Below are 22,203 nucleotides of genomic sequence, written 5' to 3'. Positions count from 1 at the left end.
TTATGATGTGAATGCTATATCTATTACTTGAAAAGTAGTAAAAAGACGTGACTAAGAAGGGGTAGAGAAAATGAGACAACTGAATATACGGCCAGCAACGCAAGACGATTTGCAGAACGTTGTGGAATTGTTTATTAAAGTGTTCAACCAGGAGCCATGGAATGATAACTGGTCAAAGGAACATGCGGAGCAATACTTGAATGATTATATCCTTTCGCCCGGATTTAATGGTGTTATCGCCGAAGATGAATCTTCATGCATTCAAGGATTTATATTCGGGATTCGCAAAAGATGGTGGGACGGCGATGAGCTTTTTATCCATGAAATGTGCGTGAACACCGATCTTCAGAGAAGCGGTATAGGTGCTGCTTTGCTGAAAGAATTGGCGGATATCGTTAGCAAGGAAGGGATCGTTCGGTTCACGTTGTTAACGAACAAAGGCATTCCGGCGGAATCATTTTATAAAAAACAAGGATTCGAGGAAATCGATCGGCTTATCTTTATGTATAAAGAATTAGGATCGGATTGATGAAATAAGCGCACAAATATAAGGGACCAAAGGTGCTGGTCTGAACTATTAAGCAGAAAAATCAAGGAGGTGTCTCTTAACGAGCACCTCCTTGATCTTTATATGACTGAACGATTACTGATGAATTACGTTCGATTCAACTAGGATGCCCCATGCTTATCAGACGCCAGAAGCTGCTGAGCGACGATGTACCCCGATCCGCCGTTGATGCCATGTCCCGGCCAAGTTGCGGCGCCGAGCATGTAGACATTCGGAATTTCTGACCGGTGACTCGGTTGGGAAGGAAGAGGACGGAACAAGTAGCTTTGCGCTAAATCGTGAGCTCCGCCGTATGGATCTCCAGGACCTGAGTTCGGATTGAAGCGGGCAATCGTATCCGGCGTGACGACATATTTGCCGATAATCACGTCAGGTACGTTCGGAATATGTTGGCCGACGACCGCGATGACGCGTTCCGCGAACCGCTCAGTCAGTTCCGGCGTCCACGAACCGTCTCCGACGTCGATCAGCCCTGCAGCATCTCCGCGAGGACGGCAAGGCACTTCAAGCACTTGAATCCGCATGATGGCCTGACCTGCAGGGGCGCGCGTCGGATCCAGATTCGTCGGACAATCGACCGTAAAAGTCGGTTTAGCCGGAAGCAAATCCGCCATTCCTTGCGCAATCGCCTGTGTGAAGCCGTCGAGTCCGTCGGTTAAGTGAGGCTGGCCGATTCGGTTGAACCGGGCATCCGGCCACTGCGGCGCTTCGCGCAGCGCAAGATGAATCTGCACGCAGCCTCTTCCGTATCGGAACCGCTGCGCTTGTCCGCGAATAACGGGACTGACTTCGGCTTCCGCAAGCAGCGACAAGTACAGTTGATCAGGCCCGGTCGATGCGATTACGGCATGCTTCGCTTCGTATTGCTCTCCGCCAGCCGTTCGGACGGCAACGGCTTTGCCGTTCTTGACGACAATCTGCTCGGCCTGCGTACCGGTAATGATCGTGCCGCCTTGATCCTGGATGAGTCTCGACAGCGCCTCGGCAAGCTTCTCGCTGCCGCCTTCGGGAATCGGCATCCCGCCGCCCAACAGAGCAAGCGCGGTAAGCGGAACCCAGATGCCGCTTCCAACCTCATCCGGCGTCCGTCCTAGGTGCGTTACCCATGATGCGAGCATGGCGCGCGTGACGGGCGACTTCAACCCGCTCACTGCATTCCGGGCGGTAGAGTAGAGGGAGGCTGCGAATTCGGAGTACCCCCGTTTGTTTGACCCGCTGCCACCCAGTAATTTCTCAATGATATTCGATGCAGGATGAGTCGATAAATCCAAGTTGAACAATTGAAATACGTCTCCCGTATATGGTGCAAAAGATTCGAATATGCGCCCTAATGCGGCGCCGTCACCGGGCATGAGCCGTTCTGCTTCGGCGGTTAGCTCCTCGACCGAGCGACCGAACACAGCGGTCTCGCCGCTTTCCATCGAGACGCCTGTCGGCAGATCCGTATTGATGTAGCGGAGCCCGCGTTTCTCCAGCTCTTCACGAAAGTCCGCGTAAGCGGGTCCTGTCAGAAACAGCGGGTGAGCAGCGGAGTAGACGTCATGCTTGAAGCCGGGCAGCGTCAACTCTTCCGTTCGAACGAATCCGCCGGGACGGTCATTCTTCTCGAGCACCAGCACGCTTCTGCCTGCGCGCGTTAAATAGGCGGCAGCAATAAGAGCATTATGTCCGCTGCCAATAATGACAACATCGTATTTGTTCAACCTCGACACCTCCTAACCAGTCTGTTAGCAAATCTAGTTTACCTTAGGCTTGTAACGAGGAATGGCGTTTGGTGTCGACAGTTGGACAAAATTATCCGCATGTACCGCTCATTCATCCGGGTTCCGAACGGGTTCCGAACTGCGAAGAAGCCGATGCCGGAAGGTTCGATTACGAATCCGAGCTTACTGGTGTTGAAGGTCCAAGACGAAGACGGCCTTCTTCGATCTTACCTGGAGAATAGCCGACGCCTGCACGGTCCGTTGCGCCTTGAACAAGATCCGCTGCCGTCCAAGTGCCGTTCTGCACGCCTAGCCAAGACCATGCGTAACCGTTAATTTCCGGAAGCGGAAGTCTGCGCTCCGAGGCACCGATGATGAGCGGACCTGAGCCGAATGAGAACTGCATCGCGGCTAGTGCCGCACGGTATTGCTCCGGCGGCAGCTCCAGCGATTTGACTGGCAGAATGCCGGACGTCGCATGAACTTTACCCGCTGGATCAAACAGCATGGTGACATACTGTGGGCTGCTGGAATCGTCGGAATCGAGAAATATCGGATGATCCCATGGTGCAAGGATGTCGGAATCCCCTTCCGCCGCACCGGTGGAATAGAACTTGTAGAAGTCCGATTCTGTGCCTTGCCGCTCGAAGAAATAACCGACCATACTATCGTCAGCCTGCTCCGGTTCCCCAAGCCGAACGCCGAACTGGACTTTCGTAAATCCGCGCGTATCCCGGACACCGTCCGCTCCGCGGGTAATGTCGCTTAAGAAGGATGGCCAGCCCAGATGCGGCGAAGGCAGCCCTTGCAATTCCAGCTTCAGTGATGCGCGAAGAACGGCAATCGGCCTGCCCAGCAGCACGCTAAGCTCAGGGTCGCGCTGGCCGCCTGTCGGCTGTATCATGCTAAGCGAACGGTCGAACGCCTTTAACAACCGTGTCAAATATGCTGCGCCGCCCGGTCCTTGCAAGAGGGCAAGCACGAGCCGCTGCAGATGCAGATTCTTAATATCCTGCACAACAAGTGCCGATTGAGCGTCTTTGTCTCCGCCTGTCTCGACTGGCCGCTCCGGCACCGGTGCTGGCCGCCACCGCACATCGGTGCCGCCGCCGATCAATTCCAGCGATCCCAGCGGATCGCCGCTGCCGGCGTAGACGTCCAGCGAGCTTGCCCAATTATTCGGTACGAGCCAACCGCAAAGGGGCGAGGTAGCCGGGTGATCGTTCATTTCGATCTGATCATCTTCGGCAGCAAGCCAGCGGAACAACAGCCTCGAAGGCTGGCTGATGCGAGGGGGAAGCTCAATTACGCCGCCCGTCCGGTCTTTCGGATCTTGGGGCATTAGACTCGATGATTGGCTAATGCGCACTGTACTTAAATCCAGCTCATGCATACGGCCGAATGCGTCGATTAACCGAAGCGCCGTCAACCGGGCAGCGCCTGCACGGATCGGATTATAAGCGTTGATCGGCTGCGGAGCGGTCTCGTTCTCGTCCAGAACGCCTGCAGCAACCCTCGCGTCGAAAGCCGCTTTGAAATCGTCCGCCATCGGATCGAACACTTCCATCTGGATGGATTGCTTGCCCATGCGGAGCGCATGATGAAAACCGCTGAGCGCCTGCGCAAGCATTGGAGCATCCGTCAGTTTCTTCGAAATGTCGGCCAGTTCGGGATCCGGATGCTGTTCCAGGTAGCGGGCAATTTGATCTTGCAGCTTGAGGCCGGCCCCTGCGGATAGAGCGATGGTTCCGCTATAGCTTTGTGCCGCCGCAGGGGACGTCAAGGTTGACGAGGTTCCATTGCTGCTCCAATCCGCGGCGTGCTGGCCCAGCTTGAACGAACCGGTAATGAGATTCGTTCGGAATGAACCATTCTGTTCCGATGCGCCGATAAGCTGGACAGGCGAATAATCGATCGACCATTGCAAGAATAATGGTATCCACGGTGAGCCTTCCAACCGGGTTAATGCAATCGGACAGGGAGCCGTTCCCTCCATACTAAGCTCTCCGCTGCTGGTCGACCCTTCGTTTAGCCCTGCTTGAAGGGAAGCGATTTCCGCTTGCAGCGCCGTCTGGTCGACTGCAGGCCAACCAGCATCGGACGTACTGCGGCTTAACACGGAAGCAAGCAATCCGTCTTGAGCAGAATCGGTCAATATCGCTTCAGACACGAGAGCGGCAATCGCGTCTGGCATAGGCGTCCGGTCGAACGTAACGCCGGTAAGGAGACGGGAGCCATCAACGGATACCGATTGACCGTCCCGGGTTAGCGTAAGGCGGTTCAAGATCTGATCTGCGATTCGGCAGGGCAGGTTGCCGTCTTGGCTGAACGAGCCGTCTCGTCCATATCGGACCGGCGGCGTGACAGCACTGCCTGCAAGCAGAACGACCGGATCGGAAGGCTCCCAATACCTTGGCGCGTCCGTCGATTCTAATAGCAAATCAGAGTCGATAGCAGCCAGCGCCTTCCGAAGTGCAGCAGCCGATTGAGTCACTTTATCGGATAATGCTGCTGCTTCGGCAAGCTTTTGCTTCATTAGAGTATCGGTTTCGTCTTGAATGAAATGCCGCATATCCGAGATGAGCTTATTATAAGTATCGGGGTCGTCAAATCCTGGTATTTCGGTCGATAGAACTGGATCGGTCGTGTAATAAACCTGCATATAGCGGAACCAGTCATGGAACAGCTGCTTGCGCAGCGAGCCAAGCGAATCCAAGCTGCGGTCCCATTGCTGCTGCAGTAAGTTTAAGTTGTTCAATTGTTTGCCGATCTCGACAGGCAGCGGCTTCGCCAACCGGTCGCCAACGGCATTCAGATCGGATGGCAGGGCAATGCCGCCGGGGCCGCTTATCGCTTCCTTCGCGCGTATCGACCACCGTTTGCCGCCGGGGCGGGAAGCGAACGACTCGGCATGCATGGCCGCGTCGATTGCTGACGCCCAGCCGGGTTGGCTGGACGTTCCCTCAAGCAATCCCATCTGGACGGCATTCAGCCAAAATTCCGCATGCGGATCGCCTTGCATCTCCGGACGCGCTGCGATCATGGCGGACAGACATTCCATCCGGTTATTCCCGACAGCGACTTCTAGCGATTCCGGCCGAGCAGGGAAGTAATCCTTGTACGGATCCCATTCGATACCTTGGACCGTCCCGCTGCACACGGTACGGTCTCGCGCTGTATCAGCCGTATAAGCCCATTTCAGATCGGATGGCAATTTGCCTGATGCCAGCGGATCGTCGCCGGTCTCCGCGAACCAGCCGGACACGACGTAAGCAATCCGGTTATTCGCCGGATCATATCCGGTCAACGTAGTCAGGTTATCGTAAAAACCGAAAACGCTGCGACAGTTCGGGTAATAGGCTGCGAAAGTGACTTCGCCGTACCCGACAGCGGTAAGCGAATGACCGGTCTGCGCATTATAATAGCTCTCGCTGCCTTCGATACCTTCTTGCCAACCATCGTAGTCAACGGTACGGCCTAGCGAACGATAGAAAGATTCGCCTTCCAGCGAGCGAAACGGTACTAATGCGGAGCCGGGCAATGCCGATTCGGACATAAAGTCACTTTCGACCACCCAGGAACGGGTGGACAACACAGGGGAGTCCGGATTCGTATTCGTCGTATGAATCCGAGTGACGAGCCACCGGTTCGGCACAGCAGGGAAGAGGATTCGATCCGTCTCTTCATCGCGGATACCGTGCGTGAACGCATCAGGAAGCGCCCAATGCAGATGAATGCCTCGTTCCAATGTGACCATTGGCAATGCAGCGACGGAATCGCTTAGGTAAGGTTTGCCGCCAGACAGACCGCCGAAATCGGCTGTCGGGCCGAAGAAGGTCTCTTGGGTTTGATTGTTGATGCATAGCGCCTCTACGCTCATCGGTACGATTAGCGGATTCATGCTGTACCTCCTTGTTGAACGACAAATTTAACGAGAGCGACGCCTTCCACCATCTCAAGTGCGAATTCAGCGGAGGTGAAAGGAGCAGCAGCGCCTGCTTTCTCTTCAAGCGCTTGCGCAAGATCGGCGATCCGTACGACATTGCCGGTCGACCGGTACGTGACGGGCACCTTATCATCGAGCGGGTCGCCGGCCGTATCTTGGGCAGCGCTGCGCAACTGCTTATAGAAAAGGGTTGGAGAAAGCGGACCTTCCGGCACATCCAATCCAAAATGAAGGCCCTCTGGCGGTTCATGCAGTTCAGCGGTGTCCAGAACGCCATCGAACAAGCAGAGGAGCACGCCTGGAGCAAGCCGTTCGAACCTTAGCACGGTAAGCGGCGCTTCGCTGCCAGACGTATAACCGTTCACTTCAAGTCCAGGCCAGCCGGTTACGACGGCGGACCGCAGAAGGAAGCCGGTTATCGTCTGCGGAGCGGATGAGGGAGCAGGGCCCTTGGCAAGTGTACTCCGTACAAGCTTCATGCTGCGGCCAGCGTAATGCTGAAGCGCACCGCTGCGTGCTGCATCATGGACCATGTCGCCTGCCGTTGTCCGGCCAAGACTGTATGCTCCGTCCGTTAAGCTGTCCACCCAGTTCCAGTCGAGCCGGAAGAATCGAATCGACTCCGGAGGCAGCATCGCTTCATCCGGAACCAGATACGGGAACGGCACGCCGTGCAGCAGACGGAGCCGCGCGATCCAATCGGCAACCGCGTCCGGCACGCCGAATTCGTTAGCGTGCAGCTTAGCGATTTGTTCGGCGCTGCCGAGCAAGTCCGATGCCCGAAGCAGCATGCTAGCGGCAGGTCGGGTAATTTCGCCGGCAGCCTCAGGGACCGGTTTCCCAGCCAGCGGCAGTGCTGACTTTAGCTTCCCGATGACCGCTGCGCGGTTCGCGGCATGCGCCGAACGAATTCTCGCCGCAGCCGAATAAGCAACTGAGCTGCCGATAAGGGCAGAATCGCCTGTGGAGCCGTCAATAACCGCATCGGATGAAACCATGTTCATGTCCGGCAACAGACGCTGCTGCAGGATTGCGGCTTCTGCGAGCGCGATCGATTGGCGCTTGCTCTCATTCTTCCATGCGTAGAGCGACATCGTGAAATCTCGGCTTTGCAGCGCGATAAGCTTCCCGAGCGACCAGGCGCTTGCATAGGAGACGTCAAGCAAGCCGGTTCCAGGATCGTAAATGGTAACCGCATCCATGCTGTTAACCGGCGTTGTGATCCAACGCGGGATATCGAAAGGAACGAGAGGTCCCCGATACCAAGAAACGGATTGCCCGCCCTCGCGCATCGAATGGTTCAACGCCGTATATCCCCAGCCTAGCGCATCCTCAATTGAACGTTCAGCTTCGTTGGCAGCCGATTCATGGCCCCGGTCGGGCAGACAGAGCATGCCGGTATCGAGCCCTTCGAGCAGCGTCGCGAACGTCTGCGGTTCCCGTACAGTGTCGAAGCTCCAACTAGCGAAAGTGAGCAGCCGGATTTTGTCTGCCGTATCCGGCCATTTCATTGATGGAGTGCCGTCAGCCGAAGGCAAATAATCTTCAAGCGCCTCCAGCGATACGAGATGCACGGTCGACTTGCGACCGGCGACTGGCAGCCGGTTGCCGATGATGACAGAATAATCGGTCTCTGCCGGCAGCGGAGCCATCGGCACGCCGGTCAACGCTTTCCCATCGCCGCGGACCTTGCGGGCATGTGCCAGCCATTGCAAATCAGCGAGCGACGGGGCTGTTGTGTTGAACAGGGCAGCAGTCACATCAATGTACCGGCAGGCATCTGCAGCGGTTTCGCCGTAATCCAATTCGGCGAACGGATAAGACAACGTCCGCTCTGGAAGTTTGCCGCCAAGTCCGGCTGTCAACAGATCGCCCGCCGTTCCGACAACAGCTTCGGGAGCCGGGTCATCGTGATCGAACAGCAGCAGAGCGAGCCAAGACAACACGGGACGGTCCGAGCCAGCTGCGGCTGCTTTATAGACAGAACGTTCCCAAGGCAAAGTTCTTCGCGACAGAACGATGTGAGGAAGCACGTTATAATATTCGCCTTGCCCGCCGGCAGGAGGGAAATAAGAATCGATCTCTGCCGGATCGATGCGGAATCTTTCGCCAAGAACGGCGAACCGAGCCGTGCTGCGAAACGTCTCGTGTACGTTCTCTCTGCCGGTCAACCGGACTTCCTGGTCGACGGTCACTTGATATTCGCCGGCCTCGAGCGGCGGCAGATGATTCTCGATAAACGTAACCTTGTTCATGACGTTCCTCCCAATGGACGAATAAGCGGCCAATCCGAGAGCATCGTATCGGTGCCCATTCGCTGCAAATCGACGTTCCCGTCGACCTTCATTCCTCTTGCCTGCATAGCTGCGATTGTATCCGACCGCCGCGCTGCAGCACCTTCATCAAGCATGCCGGATAAGACGAAATGCCGGTTTACGATCGGCTGCCCGCCGGTAATGTAAGTCAAGACGGATCCATTATCCGAGACAACCGGATTGTACGGATTCGCTGTTTCCGCCGATTCCGGCCATTCGTAATGTTTGTCCGGACTTCCGTGCGCATAGAGGAGTTTCTCCATATCTACATCGCATGTGACGTCCGGATCAGCTGTCCGTGGTACGATCGTAAAGCCGACCAGCGCGTCCTCCACAGTAGCCGGGTCGCCGAGCCCTGGCTTGTTATGGCCTGTATAAGCCCATAGAGAACCCGGTACATTGCGCAGCTGCGGCGACAAATTGACGCCTCCGTATGGCTTATAAGTGCCGGTTGACGGATCCAGCTTGCTGAACGCGATGCGATGGGCGGTCGACAGATTGCTGTTTGCTGCAGCAGCAGGCACGACGCCGAAGTCAGATGCCCATGGATTCGGCGAGTTAGCTTCTACAGCTGTACCGTTAAAGAAAGCGGTCTTGGCAGGTATTGTCGTCGCCGTTGTCAGAACGAGTTTCTCGGGAGAGACGACCCAGCTTAAATCACCTTCGTAACCGGGCGTGCGCGTCAAATCTTTCAGCATTCCTGCTGCTGGTTTAATCGAAACGAGACTGTCCGTCGGAATAATCGTTCCGGGATCGTCGCCTAACAGACCTTCATGAGAAGAGGGCGCCGTTGCTGCAAGCGCAGTAAGCTTGCTTCGGCCGTTCTTCGTGTCCGGAGGCGGGAGGAAGGTAGACTTGAACTCGCTCCAAGAAATCGGATTCACCTTCGGCTTGTCCGCCCCGAATCGAATCGTAAAGGATACGATGGATAAGTCGATCCGCGCCGCGCCTCCGAAATCCGGCCCATGCAGAGTGAGGTCGACGCCCGCATGAACCGTCACCGTCACTGTCGTCACTAGCAGCTTCAGCTTGACCGAGACGCCGATCTGGACACGGATGTCCGCTTCATATCGGAACGGCTTCCAATACAGCAAGAAATCAGCCATCGCATTGAACCATGCTCGAATATCTCCGCTTTGCCACACGGCTTCGAGCGATCCTCCAGCCATAACCGCCGTGGAGGTAAGCGCGAAATAGACGGAGCCTTTAATCCCCATGTTGTCGGATATTTGCCAAGTCAGGCTGAGCCGGGCTGGCTTCGGATAATGAAGCGGTACGTCAAAGTGAGGGTGATAGCCGCCTAACGTTACGACAAAATCATCCTTATGGTCGCCGCCGAACCATACACGCATCGCGAATCCGCCGGTTATTTTACACTGGTTGGACAGCACATACGATCCAGGCTGCAGACTGGCATCGACGGCGAAGACGCCGCCTGCCGGATCGATGGACGCTTCTAGTCCCAGCTCGCAATAAACGATTGGATTAGGCGCGAGAGAAGGTACGGTCAATTGCGAGACGCCCAGCAGCGCGATCTCCAGCTTCTGGCCGAACTCGGCCGTAACGAGAGCAAAGGACCGAAGCTGCTCGAACGTGCTGAACCGTATGCCGGCGGCAAGCCAGTACTCGCCATATTGCGGCTGAATGTCAGTGCCCATTTGACGAAGCACTGTGCTCGGATCGTCTGTCGGTTTGATCGAGCTTTTACCCGGCATAACAGCCTTAATCATCGAGAAATTGGACAGTCCGGTAACGGGCGGCAAGTTCAGGCTGCTGTTATATCCGAAGCCGGCCGCGAGCCCTTCGATGAAGAAATACGGTGGTCCGCCTAGCGGAGCTTCGAGCATGCCGAAGATGAACAGAGACGGATGCCCGTCAACTTTGCCATATTGTCCGAATGCCGTAATGCCGAATGCGGCAGCTTGAAGCTGCACTTGGCCGGCATACGTATCAGGGTCGATGCGCAGGAAACCACCGTCGATGGTCAACTCAGGCGTTTGGTAACCGATGTTGAGCCCGTCTAAGTTAAAGGACGGCTCGAACTTGGAAAGCGGCGATCCCGCCCCAAGGCCAAGCAGACCCAGACGGAACGGGCCGAGCGATACCGAGCCGTCCAGCAGAAGTATCAATTTGCCACCGGAGAAGCGCAGTCCGACCCGTTCCAACGCGACGGCACTGAACGACTTATTCACCGGGAACCATTTGGTCTGGTCAGTCGGCGGCGCCGGGCGGAAGTTCGTGACAGGATCGGGCGGTATAACCGGTGGAGCCGGTTGGTTCGGGTCGTTCGTCGTCTTGAACGGTACCGCCATCGCGACATCGGTGCCGCCTGTTTCCAGCAATGCTTGGAAAACGGGGCTTTTGCCTATCGGTTGCGCAGCGGGCTTGACGGCGCTTGGCGGCAGCAGTTGAAGCAGCTTGCCGACTTCATCGGCTGTATAATCGCGGGAAGCGGCAGTGAATTGAACGGCGTGCAGCTTCATCGGCGTGACGGAGGCTAGCTGAGAGCCGACGATCGGCAGATCCGCCAGTCCGATGTTCAAATCAATTTGGACGCTGAACGCGAAATCCCAAGAAGCGGCGGGCTTCGCTGGTGTATCCTGCTTCTGAGCGATGAGACTGCATTTGCCCCATTCGGTATCTCCGTTGAATACCGCCCCAGAGAGGACGAAGTAACGGCTATCGGCGCCTAGATTGAAGCTTAAATAAAGGTCGCGCAGGTTGATATCGTCGACCGGCAGCGGATAGTCGAGCCCGACCATGCCTTGAAGAGAAGAGAGCAAATGGCCGACCGGAACGGACTCGCCTTCCATCGACAGCTTGAACACCCATTCTTTCACTGGCGCTTGGCTGCCGCTTCCGCCTGTACCAGGTGTAATCTCGTTCTGTTCGACATGATAGGCCGCTGAACAGGCGACCGATTCGGAGCCCAACTTGAGAATCAAATCGATAGAAGCGGATTGATTGCGGGCGGCATCCCGTTGCACCTCGAAGTGGCTTAGCGTAAAGCCGAATCCATGGACGATGTCGATTTCATCTTTGGAGCCGCCGCTGATATTGAACTCGCCGGTCTTCGGCACGAGCCGAACATCGAAATCTTCCAGCGTGAAAGCCGGCATTTGATAGGGAAGATGGACGACCTGAAAAAACTCGTTCACTAGATCCGACACCGGTACTTCCGGAAGATTAATTTCAATCGAAAGTTGCTCCCCAAGCTCAACATCGACCTCTGCCGTATACCCGGCGACTGTTAGCGTACCAATGACACTGCCTGTGAAGGAGGCCGTGTCTTCACCGTCTGCCGAAGAACCGTCGTATTCGGCCGTAATCCGAAGATCGGTCAAGCCGATCGGCTTACCGCCGACGTCGAACGTCCAGTCGCTTCCGACCTCTACTTCGAACTCGATCGTTTTCGTTTTATAATTGCCGGCAAGCTCCAAGTCCCGCACTTCAATATCGGGTACTTCCATGCCCGGGAAGAGCTCTTCGAACATCTCGCCGATTTCGAGCGTTTCGCCTATGGCTAGCTGGGCGCCGACCTCTCCCGTCACGGTCGAGGCGTACATGTCAATCGTGGAAGTTCCCACCTGCCACGCCCCGTCCAGTTCCAGTCCGACCGCCGCTTGTCCGTCTGCATAAGAGGCATGGAACGTCAGCGTAGGCTGCAAGTAAATAAGCTCGTCTACGACGGTCCACGGGTACTCCGTGCCGATGCCGACAGACAGATCGGTTAGACCGATCGGGGACAGGGAGATCGTCGCCCGTACGAATTGCAAACCGAGCTCCCCGAAGAAATGCAGATCGTCGGGCAGATGCGACACTAAGTCGGACATGCCGAAAGCTTTCTCGATCTCGTCGAGCGTAATCGCTTTGCCATCTTCGAATTGGCCGATCAAGGTTACATTGCTGCTGCCGACCGGAAGCTCGATGCCCAGATCAAGCGCGATTTCGTCTCCGCCCAGCCGGACGTAGATGCCCATGCCGGGACCAATATCGGATGCGGCACCGAGTCCGGTGACGAGGATGAGTTGGCGCAGGGAGGCGCTTATCCGAGGGCGGGACAGCAGCTCGACCTCAGGAAACGCTCCCGTTTGTGCATTCTGGAAGCTGTGGCCGATTCTCAGCACGAGTCCCAGATCGCCGCTTGCTGCGATATTGCCGTAGACGCCAATCTCGTTCAAGCCTGGAAGGAATTGTTCAAGAGCCGACCAGAAATCGCCTTCTAGTGTAACTTGCGCATTAAAGTTAGTTCCTTGCCGAAGGAGCGCGCCTAGCAGCTCCCGCGGTTCTCCAAGCGAAGTGGTGAAACGCGCGGGAGGGGAGAGTTTGTTCGATTGATCCGCTGCATAGAAGTCGTAAGAGGAATAGATCAGCTTCATTTGTCGGAAATCGATTTGTTTAAAAAAGGATTCCTGCTGTCCGAGCGCGATTTGATCCGGCGAATAATTGATATAGTCCGGCAATTCGGGATAGCCTGCAGCAATATTCCATGAATCCGGCAGGTTAGCCGGTTCGATTAGGCAATGGACGGTATCCGCGTTCGGAGCAGATGCATCATGGGATACAAAAAATGTAATGGCAATATGAAGCTCCGACATGCCCAGAACCGCTGTCGTTCCGTTTATAATGAACCAATTGCCGCTTGGATCAACCGGCTGAACGTTAGCGCCAGCCAGCCGCAGCGTATCGGTCCCAAATACCGATGTCCAACCGCTTGTAATGATATCCGACTGAAGCGCCTCCGGGCTAAGAGCCAAATCGAATCCCGGAGTTTGAGGGAGTCTGGCATGCAGTTCGTTTAGTAGTGTCGTATTCATGCCGGCTACCTGATCTCGTATCCGCTTGACGCGAACAGGTCTTTAATCGTTTTATCGATTTCACCTTGAAGCCGTGTTTTTAACTTCATATTGACCGCCTCCACGAACTCGTCCTGAACGCCTTTGCTTGCGGCAATAACGCGTTTGACGGTATGTGCCAAAATATTGAATTGATTCAGATCGAAGCTCTCGCTCTGGGCAGAAAACCCGTGGTCGAATATTTTTTTGCCTCCGTCGTAAATTTTGTAGCGAACGAATAGGCCCAAAGGGTAGTGGAGAGTCAGGATGCTGCGGAACTTCTCGTATACGTCCTTCTTCACCCGCCATTGCTGGTACGGAGTCAGCTTCACATAAGCTTCTCTCGACAGTACAGGTCCCGAGGTCGCGGCGGGTGCGGATGCTAAGTAAGGGGTCAGATCCACATTCGGATACTGCTCGACGTAATCTCTGACCGCTTTTTCGGCATCGGCCGGGTCATTCAAATTGACCTTCGTCTGATCAAAATATTTGAGGTACGCGATATCAGCCTTCGTAGGCTCCTTCTTGGCGAATCCTTGGTTGGGCATCAGATAGGCGGTAATTTTGGCGGTCAACCCGTCGTACTTCTGGTACCGCTGCCCGGTCTCGATAGCCAATTGCTCCGTATTGCAATGCTTGCTGCCGGATATGAAGTTGCCAAGCTCCTCCGAACCGCCGTCGCCGTGGCCGAACAGGTGGCACCATTCCTGACTCGTCCGGATCTGCTTCTTCAAAGTGTCCAAGCTGTCGGTGCTATGATCGGAGAAAAGCTTTACTTCGGCGCTTGCCGATGACCAGTAGGTTATCGCTTTCGGATCGTTCTGGGCAACCCAGTTGGCGAATTGGGTGGCAGAGCCGAGATCGGTCCCGCTGACGGTAAATTTCATCTCCGTAAATGCATCGCGCATTACGGCGCCAGCCGATTCCCGGTCGGCGTTCATATGTTTCAGCACCTCGCCGGTTTTGCCGAACACGCTGCCGCCGAATTCCCAAGAGCCTTTCTTCTTCTTCACAAGATCTCCGACATTATGGAATCCGCCTTTCAGAAACCGACCTGGAGGAAGGGGGAGCGTTGCTTTCGGCATATTCTTCTTCCCGGGAATCGGATCGTTGAACTTCTTGAAATAGATGATTTCACTGTTCATCTTGCTGACAGCATCCGACGACCGGCCCACCTTTGCAGGCGTTTGCGCTTTCTGATAACCGTCAGGCGCAGGGAGCCAGTCGAGTGCATGGGAGAAGTTGAATATTCCCGACGTCGGCGGTATGTACGCTTTCATGTCTAGATTAAGGGCATAGCCGAGCGCTCTGTTGCCGCTCCATTTGTAATCGGCTTCTGTCACTCTGTCGGCGCGCATCGCACCTCCGCCTGCACCGCTGCGAACCGATTCCCCGCGCGCAGGGAATGGCTGGATGATTCCCGAGCTATCCATCGCATAGCAGGGGAGAATCGAAGCGCCGCCCTTGTCGTTCCGTGTATAGGCTCCGGCGGTACCGGCTGGCGAATAATAGTAGTCGGTCTCGTTAGGTTCCACATATACGTCCGGCATCGAATTCGGCACCCATAGGCACCATCCGCGACGGTCGTCTTTCACTCGATAAAAGAAGCGGAAGGGAAAACCTGTTGTATCGTTCCATGCTTTGTCGCTGCCAATCCGCAGCTTCAGCGCGGCAATGACGTCCCCATTCTTGTTCTGCGTATCGATGCCGATGAATTCCATATCAAACAGACTGAGCCTCATCATCGTATCGAGCGCGGGTAGTGGCGTAGTGGTACCGCTCGGCGTCCATGTAAGCGGGATATTCGTATCGGTCAGCCCTTTATAATAGATGCTCCGCAGCTGGTCGTCCAATATATCCATCAGCTCGGTAATGATTGCTGCTTGCTCTGTTGCCGGGATGGGCGTGCCTTTTGAGCTTTCGAGATAAAGCAACACTCCGTAAGTAAAATTGGCAAACTTTATGACGACCGGATTAGAAGGATCTTTAAAGTTCCCGTCTTGATAAGGGAGATCGTCCCGCTGCAATTTGTAAACGTCGTTACTAATGCGGTCGATCTTCTTCTTCTGATCGTCCCTTTTGGTGATGACGGTGGACTTCTCCGCTCTTAGCTGCTTTCTCTTATCCGCGCTCGGTTCCGAAGTGATTTTCTTTTGCAGAGCCGCACGCTCTTCTTCTAATTCCTCATACTTCTTATTAGCCGTATCGAGAGCCGTTTGCTGAATCGTCAATCGGACGGCCCGCTGGTCAGCGGTCAAAAAAATGGGAGTAAAGCACGGAATATTGCTGGCGGCCCCGCGCAGGATTGCTCGGATGAAGGACATATTTATGCCATCGGCATTTCCGCTCGGTCGTAACGGGAAAGAGTTCGTTCCGTCCGAATAGGAAGGAGCCTCGGGCGGAGCAGGCAGATCGTTCTGGATCCAGTAAGGCGACAGCTTCATCGTATCCTCCTTGCTGCGGCCATAGCGGCACGCATCTTGATAAATATTGAATGTCGAAGCAGCGCGCTCAATCCTCGTGGGACCATACCAAATCCTGCTGTACCGGACCGGCCGGTCCTTCGGCGATTAATCGGTACTTATGCGTGCCGTTAGCCTGCCTAAAAACGAATTGTCCGCTCTGGAATGCGACGGGGATAGGTACCTGATCGTTTATATCATATAACACGGCAGCGGCAGCATTCTCTACGGTCCAATGGACTTGAATTTTCGCCCCTGACCACATGCAATAGCCCTGCTGCTCTTCAATGCAAATGCCATACAGCTCGGTGATCTTCACACAATTGGTTGTCAGCGTGACTGATTTCGACACCGGACCGTTCGGTCCTGTGCATGTTAGCGTATAGGTGGTGTCCCTCTGAGGATTGACCGTCATGGAACCGCCAGGCAGAGCGAGCGGGGTTTGACCGTCCAACGATGCTGTCACCGCCCGGTTCGCAGCCCAACTCAATGTCGCCGGGGCACCTGGTTGTGTATTGCTCGGGCTGACGGAGAATTCTGTAATTTCCACCGAGTTGACCATGACGTGAACTTGCTGTTGGACGGGACCATTAAAGCCGGTTGCCGTTAAGGTGTAAGTCGTATTGTTTCTCGGTCGTACCGTAACGCTGTCCTTCGGCTGGAGTGCAGTATAGACTTCCGTATTCAAGCCGTCTGCAGGCACCAACATTAGCGTAGAAGGAAAATCTACATCCCACGACAGGAGAACTTCTGTTCCCGCATCGACGGGGCCGCTGTGGTTGGTGACGAATGAATTGATATGGACCGGCATGACGCTTACGGTCGTCTGGGCGACGGAGACAGGAGGCTGACGCTTGCTGTTCGTCGCTGTAATGGTGTATGAGGTCGTTGCGTCGACTTGAAGCTTATAATCGGAACCGGACAACGGGAGTTGAATTCCTCCGGGATCCAGCGTACAAGTTGCTTGGTCGGAGCCGGTTACTTTCCATGTCATTCTGGCGATGCCGCCCTGTTCGAGCGTTAAAGGTTGAATCACCATCGACACGTCCAACTCATTCACCGTAACCGTCAATTGCTTCTGGATGTTCTCTCCGGTTGCCGCGTACGCGGTCAACGTATAGGTTGTCGTCTTATCCAGCGGTAATTGATATCCGCTCTCCTGCAAAGCGATGTCTCCGTTGTCGCTGCTCTTTACGACGGTTTTGCCATCAACCGAGTACGACAGTTCCAAAGAATGGACGGCGAACGTGCTCCAGTTCAGCGCCGCCGAGTCACCGAGCTCAATGTTCGGCGCATCGGAATAGAAGGACATAATACCCGGTTCCGGGTTGCTCTTCTGTAAGTGAAGCGTGACAATGCTATCGTCGTATCCGGGGATGTCGACATATTGGATATGTACCGCCGTCGTAAATGGAGGCAGTACCGTTCGAATATGGTCGATCATCACTTCCACCGCTTGGCCGCCGCCGAGAATGCCCGGAGTGAGCGGCTTCAACTCCCAGACGAGCGATTCGTTGGATGAGCCGTAGGCAGGGGTCAGCGACCAATTGTTGTTGCCGTCTCCGATCACCCGCATCCCTATATCTTTCGCCAAGTCATCATAGGTGAGCGCATTCATGCCCGGATTCGGAAGCGGTTCATGCGGGCCAGGACGGGCAATCGTCGGGAAACTGATTAGAAACCTTGGATTGGAACCGGCACTGTCCGGATCCGCCGCAAGCGAGGAGTCGGACGTATTGCTCAGGAACAGACCGAGTGAGCTTGCGAGCAAATGGTTCGAGTCAGGAGATACGTACACGACGGCCGGCATGCTTGACAGCCACCCCGCGTTTAAGGGAAGAACCGGTTTGCCGGAAGGCGGCTTCAGAATAAAAAAGCGCAGAACGTTCTCGTCGTCATCCGTTCCTTCGACACCAGAGCTGAGGATCGTCAAGTTGCCGGAAGCAGGCTGCTCGCTGATGGAAGGGAAGGTCACATTGAGACTGAAACTCGCGTTGACGCCAAGCTGAACATCACTTACCGGACTCAATACGACAGCTGCGCCGCGCGAGGCGTTATCTTGCGCAGCCGACCATTCAGCATCTCTGTTGATCGTTATGGCATTCACCTCTGCAGCAGACAACAGGCTGCCGAAGCCAATGCGCAGCTTGCTGCTGCCAGCCGGGAAAGTAACGGCGCTGCCCGTATAGTTGCTTACCGTGAGCGTCAGTACATTCTGGGCTGGATCATTCGATTGGTAGAATGCCGGCTTTTTTGTCGTAACGTTTTTGAAATCAATCGAAAGTGAGTGCATGTCATCCTCCCGTCATTACCTATTTTTTACAATGATATGTGCTTCCATTGGGGGAAAGCCGTCACAGATCAGCAAATGCGTGCGAATTGTCATACCAGCCATTGGCTCTATGAGAATGGATCCGCTCTCGCTGCATAAGTTTCCGTCCAACTTTACACGATCTGCCCCTCTTGTCTCCCAGATTAGCTTGTACGGCTTATCAGTGACCGCATCACTCGGCTCTACTTTGAAGCATACAATCTCAACCGGTATGACTTGCACCTCGACCTTTGCTTGAACAGGGCCGTTGAAACCGTTCGCGGTCAAGGTGTAGGTTGTACTCCTTTGCGGGAGGACTTCGCAGCGGTCTACTGGCCGGAGCGGAGTTTCACGAGGAGGGATCATTAGTTCTATAGGGTCGAACTCGACGCTGGAAGCATATTCGACATTCCATGACAGTCTGATCGGGAGTCCCTCAAACTTAGTCGAATCGCTAGTGAACGATACGATCGATACCGGCGGCACGCTAACGGTCGTCTCGTTGGACAGGCAGGCAGGATTTCTCTTACTGTTGAAGGCCGTTATCGCGTAGGTGGTCGTTTCCATGACGGTCAGCCGATAGTCGGTGCCCGATAGCGGCAGCATTATGCCGCCAGGGTCAAGAATGCAAGTATCTTGATCCGATCCGCTTACCTTCCAGGATAACTTTGCGGTGCTTCCCTGTGCCAATACGAGCGGCTGAATGCCCATCGATATCGCTAACTGGTGAACGGTAATGATAAGCTGTTTCTGCACGCACTGTCCCATCATGTCATAAGCCGTTAACGTGAATGTCGTGGACTGGTTCAATGGCAGCTTATAACCGGTTTCGTCTAGCAAAATGTCTCCATTGTCGCTGCTCTTCACGATCGTCTGATCGTCAATGGAGTACGACAGCTCCAAGGAACGGACTGCGAACGTGCTCCAGTTCAGCGTCGCCGAGTCGCCGAGCTCTATATTCGTTGCTTCGGAATAGAAGGACATGATGCCCGGTTCCGGGCTGCTTTTTTGCAAATGAAGCGTAATAATGCCGTCGTCGTATCCGGGGATGTCGACATACTGGATATGCATTACCGTCGTAAACGGAGGCAGCGCCGTTCGAATACGGTCGACGATGACTTCCACCGATTGACCGCCGCCGAGAATGCCCGGAGTGAGCGGCTTCAGCTCCCAGACGAGCGATTCGTTGGAAGTGCCGTAAGCAGGCGTTAGCGACCAGTTGTTGTTGCCGTCTCCGATCGCCCGCATCCCAATGTCTTTCGCCAAGTCATCATAGGTGAGCGCATTCATGCCCGGATTCGGAAACGGATCATTCGGGTCGGGACGAGCAATCGTCGGGAAGCTGATTAGAAACCTGGGATTGGTACCGGTCGCATTCAGATCCGCAAGGGGCGAACCGGACGCATTGCTCAAGAACAGACCGAGTGAGTTCGCGAGCAAGTTGTTCGAGTCAGCAGATACATACACGACAGCCGGCATGCTTGACAGCCAACCCGCGTTCAAGGGGAGAACCGGTTTGCCGGAAGGCGGCTTCAGAATAAAAAAGCGCAGTACGATCTCGTCGTCAGTTGTTCCTGTTACACCCGACCAGAGGATCGTCAAGTTGCCGGAGGCAGGCTGCTTGCTGACAGAAGGGAGGGTCACATTGAGACTGAAACTCGCGTTGACGCCAAGCTGAACGTCACTTTTCGGACTCAATGCGACGGCAGCGCCACGCGAGGCGTTGTCCGGCGATACCGACCACCCGGCATCGCTGATCGTTATTGCGTTCGCTTCCTTAGTAGACAGCAGGCTGCCGAAGCCGATCCGCAACTGGCTGCTGCCTGCCGGGAAAGTAACGGGACTGCCCGTATTGTTGCTTACCGTGAGCGTCAGTTCGTTCTGAGCAGGATCATTCGATTGATAGAATGCCGGCTTTTTCGTCGAACGGTTGTTGAAGTCGATTGTAAGCGAGTACATATTATTCTCCTTTTATTGGTCCATACATGATGTAGACTTCCTCTGAGATCGTGCCAGGGTAACCCGTGCAGACCAGCGTATAGTGGACATTCGTCGGAAATCTCGGGGGCCAGATCGAGACCGATCCTTTCGCGGGGTGCGGAACGCCGTCCAGCATGACGGAGTCTGCCCATTTCGTCTCCCAACTCAACTTATAGGACTGTCCCGGGAGCGGGTCGTTCGGCTCCGCTCTGAAATAAACGATCTCAACGGTCTGGACCTTCACCTCGAGCTTCTTTTGGATCGTGCCGTTGATGCCTGTCGCTGACAACATGTAAGTCGTATCATGACGCGGCCGGATGGTCCTGCTGTCGACCGGCAGAAGCGGGTGTGTATGAATTGGCGGATCCAACTCTGCCGAAGGCTCCAGCTTGATGCTTGAAGCATATTCGGTCTTCCACGACAATACGACAGGCGCTTCCCCTTTGACAGGTGTGTCCATATTGCTGGCGAATGAAAGGATAGATACCGGCGGTACGCTGACTGTCGTCTGCGCGGTCAAATAATTGGGTGACCGCTTGCTATTGTAGGCTGTAATCGTGTAGGTTGTCGTTTGATTGACAGTTAGGCGGTAGTCCGTTCCGGATAAGGGCAGTTCAATGAAGCCGGGCTCAAGTATACATTTGTCCCGATCTGAACCGCTGACCTTCCACGTTAATGTCGCGGTGCTGCCGGGCGCTAGCGACATCGGCTGGATTCCCATCGAAATTTCTAATTGATTGACGGTAATGGTGAGTTGTTTCTGCACGCATTCCCCTGTGTTGGCATATGCGGTCAAGGTTAAGGTCGTCGTCTTATTCGGCGCCAGCCTATAGTTCTTCTCGTTCAGCAAAATATCACCGTTCTCGCTGCTCTTTACAATGGTCTTGTCATCAACCGAGTAGGAGAGCTCCAAGCAATCAACGGCGAACGTACTCCAGTTGAGTGAAACAGCTTCGCCAAGATCGATATTTACATCTTCAGCATAGAAGAGCAGGATACCGGGCTTTGGGTCGGTTTTCTGCAAATGCAAAGTGAGGACACCGTCGTCATAGCCGGGAATGTCAACGTACTGTACATGCAATGAAGTTACGAACGGCGGAAGCACGGTACGGATATGATCGATAATAATCTCCACCGATTGGCCGCCGCCTAGAATGCCCGGACTCAATGGCTTCAACACCCAGACAAGCGACTCATTGGAAGAGCCATAGGAGGGAGAAAGCGTCCATTGGTTGTTGCCGTCACCGATCACTTTCATCCAGATGTCTTTGGCTAGATCATCGTAAGTCAGCGCGTTCAATCCCGGTGCCGGTACAGGATCATGCGGATCGGGCCGAAGAATGGTCGGGAAGCTGATCAGAAACCGCGGATTCGAGCCCGCTGCGGCAGGCTTCGCGAGCGGTGTGCTGGAATCGTTGTAGATGAACAGACCTAACGAGCTCGACAGCAAGTGCTTGTTGTCCGAAGAGATGTACACGATTGGCGGCATATCCGTGAGCCAGCCTGTTTTTAACGGTATGGCCGGATTGCCGGATGGAGGTTTCAAAATAAAGAAGCGAAGGACCGTTTCATCGTCTGCTATTCCGATTACGCCGCTATGGAGAAGGGTCAGATTGCCGGAAGTCGGCTGTTTGCCAACGGAAGGAATCGTAACGGTTAGGCTTACGCATGCCTCAGCGGCGAGCTGCAGCGGTTTCGTGACGGTTAATACAACAGCTGCACCATGGGATAATGGAGCGGGAGCGCATTGCCATCCGGCCTCAATGACGGCTACCGCTTTCGCTTCCTCTGCGGACAATAGATTCGCAAAGCCGATTCGCAGCTTGCTGCCTGATTCAAACGTGACCGCTGTTCCCGTATGATTACTGACTTTCAATGTCAGCATATTCCGGGAAGAATCGTTCGATTGATAGAGAACGGGTTTATTTGTTTCGCGATTTTTAAGATCGAGAGTCAAGGCTTTCATTTATTTCGGCCTCCTTCATACTCTATCAACTGGTAATTGCTGCATGCGGAACAGATTCGGATTGATCATCTCAAATAAATAAACGCAGAGCAAGAGTCATTTGGCGTTCTCCCGTTT

Annotated in this window: 9 protein-coding genes; 1 reads left to right on the top strand and 8 read right to left on the bottom strand. The window is 54.7% G+C overall.

Features of this window, described 5'->3' with window-relative positions:
• Nucleotides 1–70 precede the first annotated feature (70 nt).
• The gene (locus PKO01S_RS01415; RefSeq protein ID WP_127529488.1) at nt 71–529 is read left to right on the top strand and encodes a GNAT family N-acetyltransferase; all 459 of its coding nucleotides are present in this window, start codon (nt 71–73) and stop codon (nt 527–529) included.
• A gap of 140 nt (nt 530–669) precedes the next feature.
• Here PKO01S_RS01415 and PKO01S_RS01410 read toward each other — a convergent pair whose 3' ends face one another.
• The 8 genes from PKO01S_RS01410 to PKO01S_RS01375 form a co-directional block, all read right to left on the bottom strand.
• Nucleotides 670–2,271: a phytoene desaturase family protein gene (locus PKO01S_RS01410; RefSeq protein ID WP_127529487.1), complete on the bottom strand. Its 1,602-nt coding sequence runs from the start codon at nt 2,269–2,271 to the stop codon at nt 670–672.
• Nucleotides 2,272–2,440: 169 nt separating this feature from the next.
• Entirely contained in the window at nt 2,441–6,172 is a 3,732-nt protein-coding gene (locus PKO01S_RS01405) for a hypothetical protein (RefSeq protein WP_127529486.1), read from the bottom strand.
• On the bottom strand, nt 6,169–8,472 hold the full coding sequence (locus PKO01S_RS01400; RefSeq protein ID WP_127529485.1) for a hypothetical protein: 2,304 nt from the start codon (nt 8,470–8,472) through the stop codon (nt 6,169–6,171). The genes PKO01S_RS01405 and PKO01S_RS01400 overlap by 4 nt, the downstream gene beginning before the upstream one ends.
• Nucleotides 8,469–13,349 (bottom strand): DUF6603 domain-containing protein, encoded by a 4,881-nt coding sequence (locus PKO01S_RS01395; RefSeq protein WP_127529484.1) that lies wholly within the window; start codon nt 13,347–13,349, stop codon nt 8,469–8,471. The genes PKO01S_RS01400 and PKO01S_RS01395 overlap by 4 nt, the downstream gene beginning before the upstream one ends.
• 5 nt (nt 13,350–13,354) lie before the next feature.
• The gene (locus PKO01S_RS29025) at nt 13,355–15,811 is read right to left on the bottom strand and encodes a hypothetical protein (RefSeq protein ID WP_174818531.1); all 2,457 of its coding nucleotides are present in this window, start codon (nt 15,809–15,811) and stop codon (nt 13,355–13,357) included.
• 67 nt (nt 15,812–15,878) lie between these two features.
• Nucleotides 15,879–18,122 carry a hypothetical protein gene (locus tag PKO01S_RS01385; protein ID WP_127529483.1) on the bottom strand — a complete coding sequence of 748 codons (2,244 nt, stop codon included), beginning with the start codon at nt 18,120–18,122 and terminating at the stop codon, nt 15,879–15,881.
• Nucleotides 18,123–18,137: 15 nt separating this feature from the next.
• Nucleotides 18,138–20,099, bottom strand: a complete 1,962-nt coding sequence (locus PKO01S_RS01380) for a hypothetical protein (RefSeq protein WP_127529482.1) — start codon at nt 20,097–20,099, stop codon at nt 18,138–18,140.
• A gap of 1 nt (nt 20,100) precedes the next feature.
• Nucleotides 20,101–22,086 carry a hypothetical protein gene (locus PKO01S_RS01375; protein WP_127529481.1) on the bottom strand — a complete coding sequence of 662 codons (1,986 nt, stop codon included), beginning with the start codon at nt 22,084–22,086 and terminating at the stop codon, nt 20,101–20,103.
• Nucleotides 22,087–22,203 lie beyond the last annotated feature (117 nt).

The organism is Paenibacillus kobensis NBRC 15729 (assembly GCF_004000825.1).
GTDB classification, from domain to species: Bacteria; Bacillota; Bacilli; order Paenibacillales; family Paenibacillaceae; genus Paenibacillus_T; species Paenibacillus_T kobensis.
Note: the sequence above shows the minus strand (reverse complement) of the source record. Positions and strands in the feature narration are given on the sequence as shown.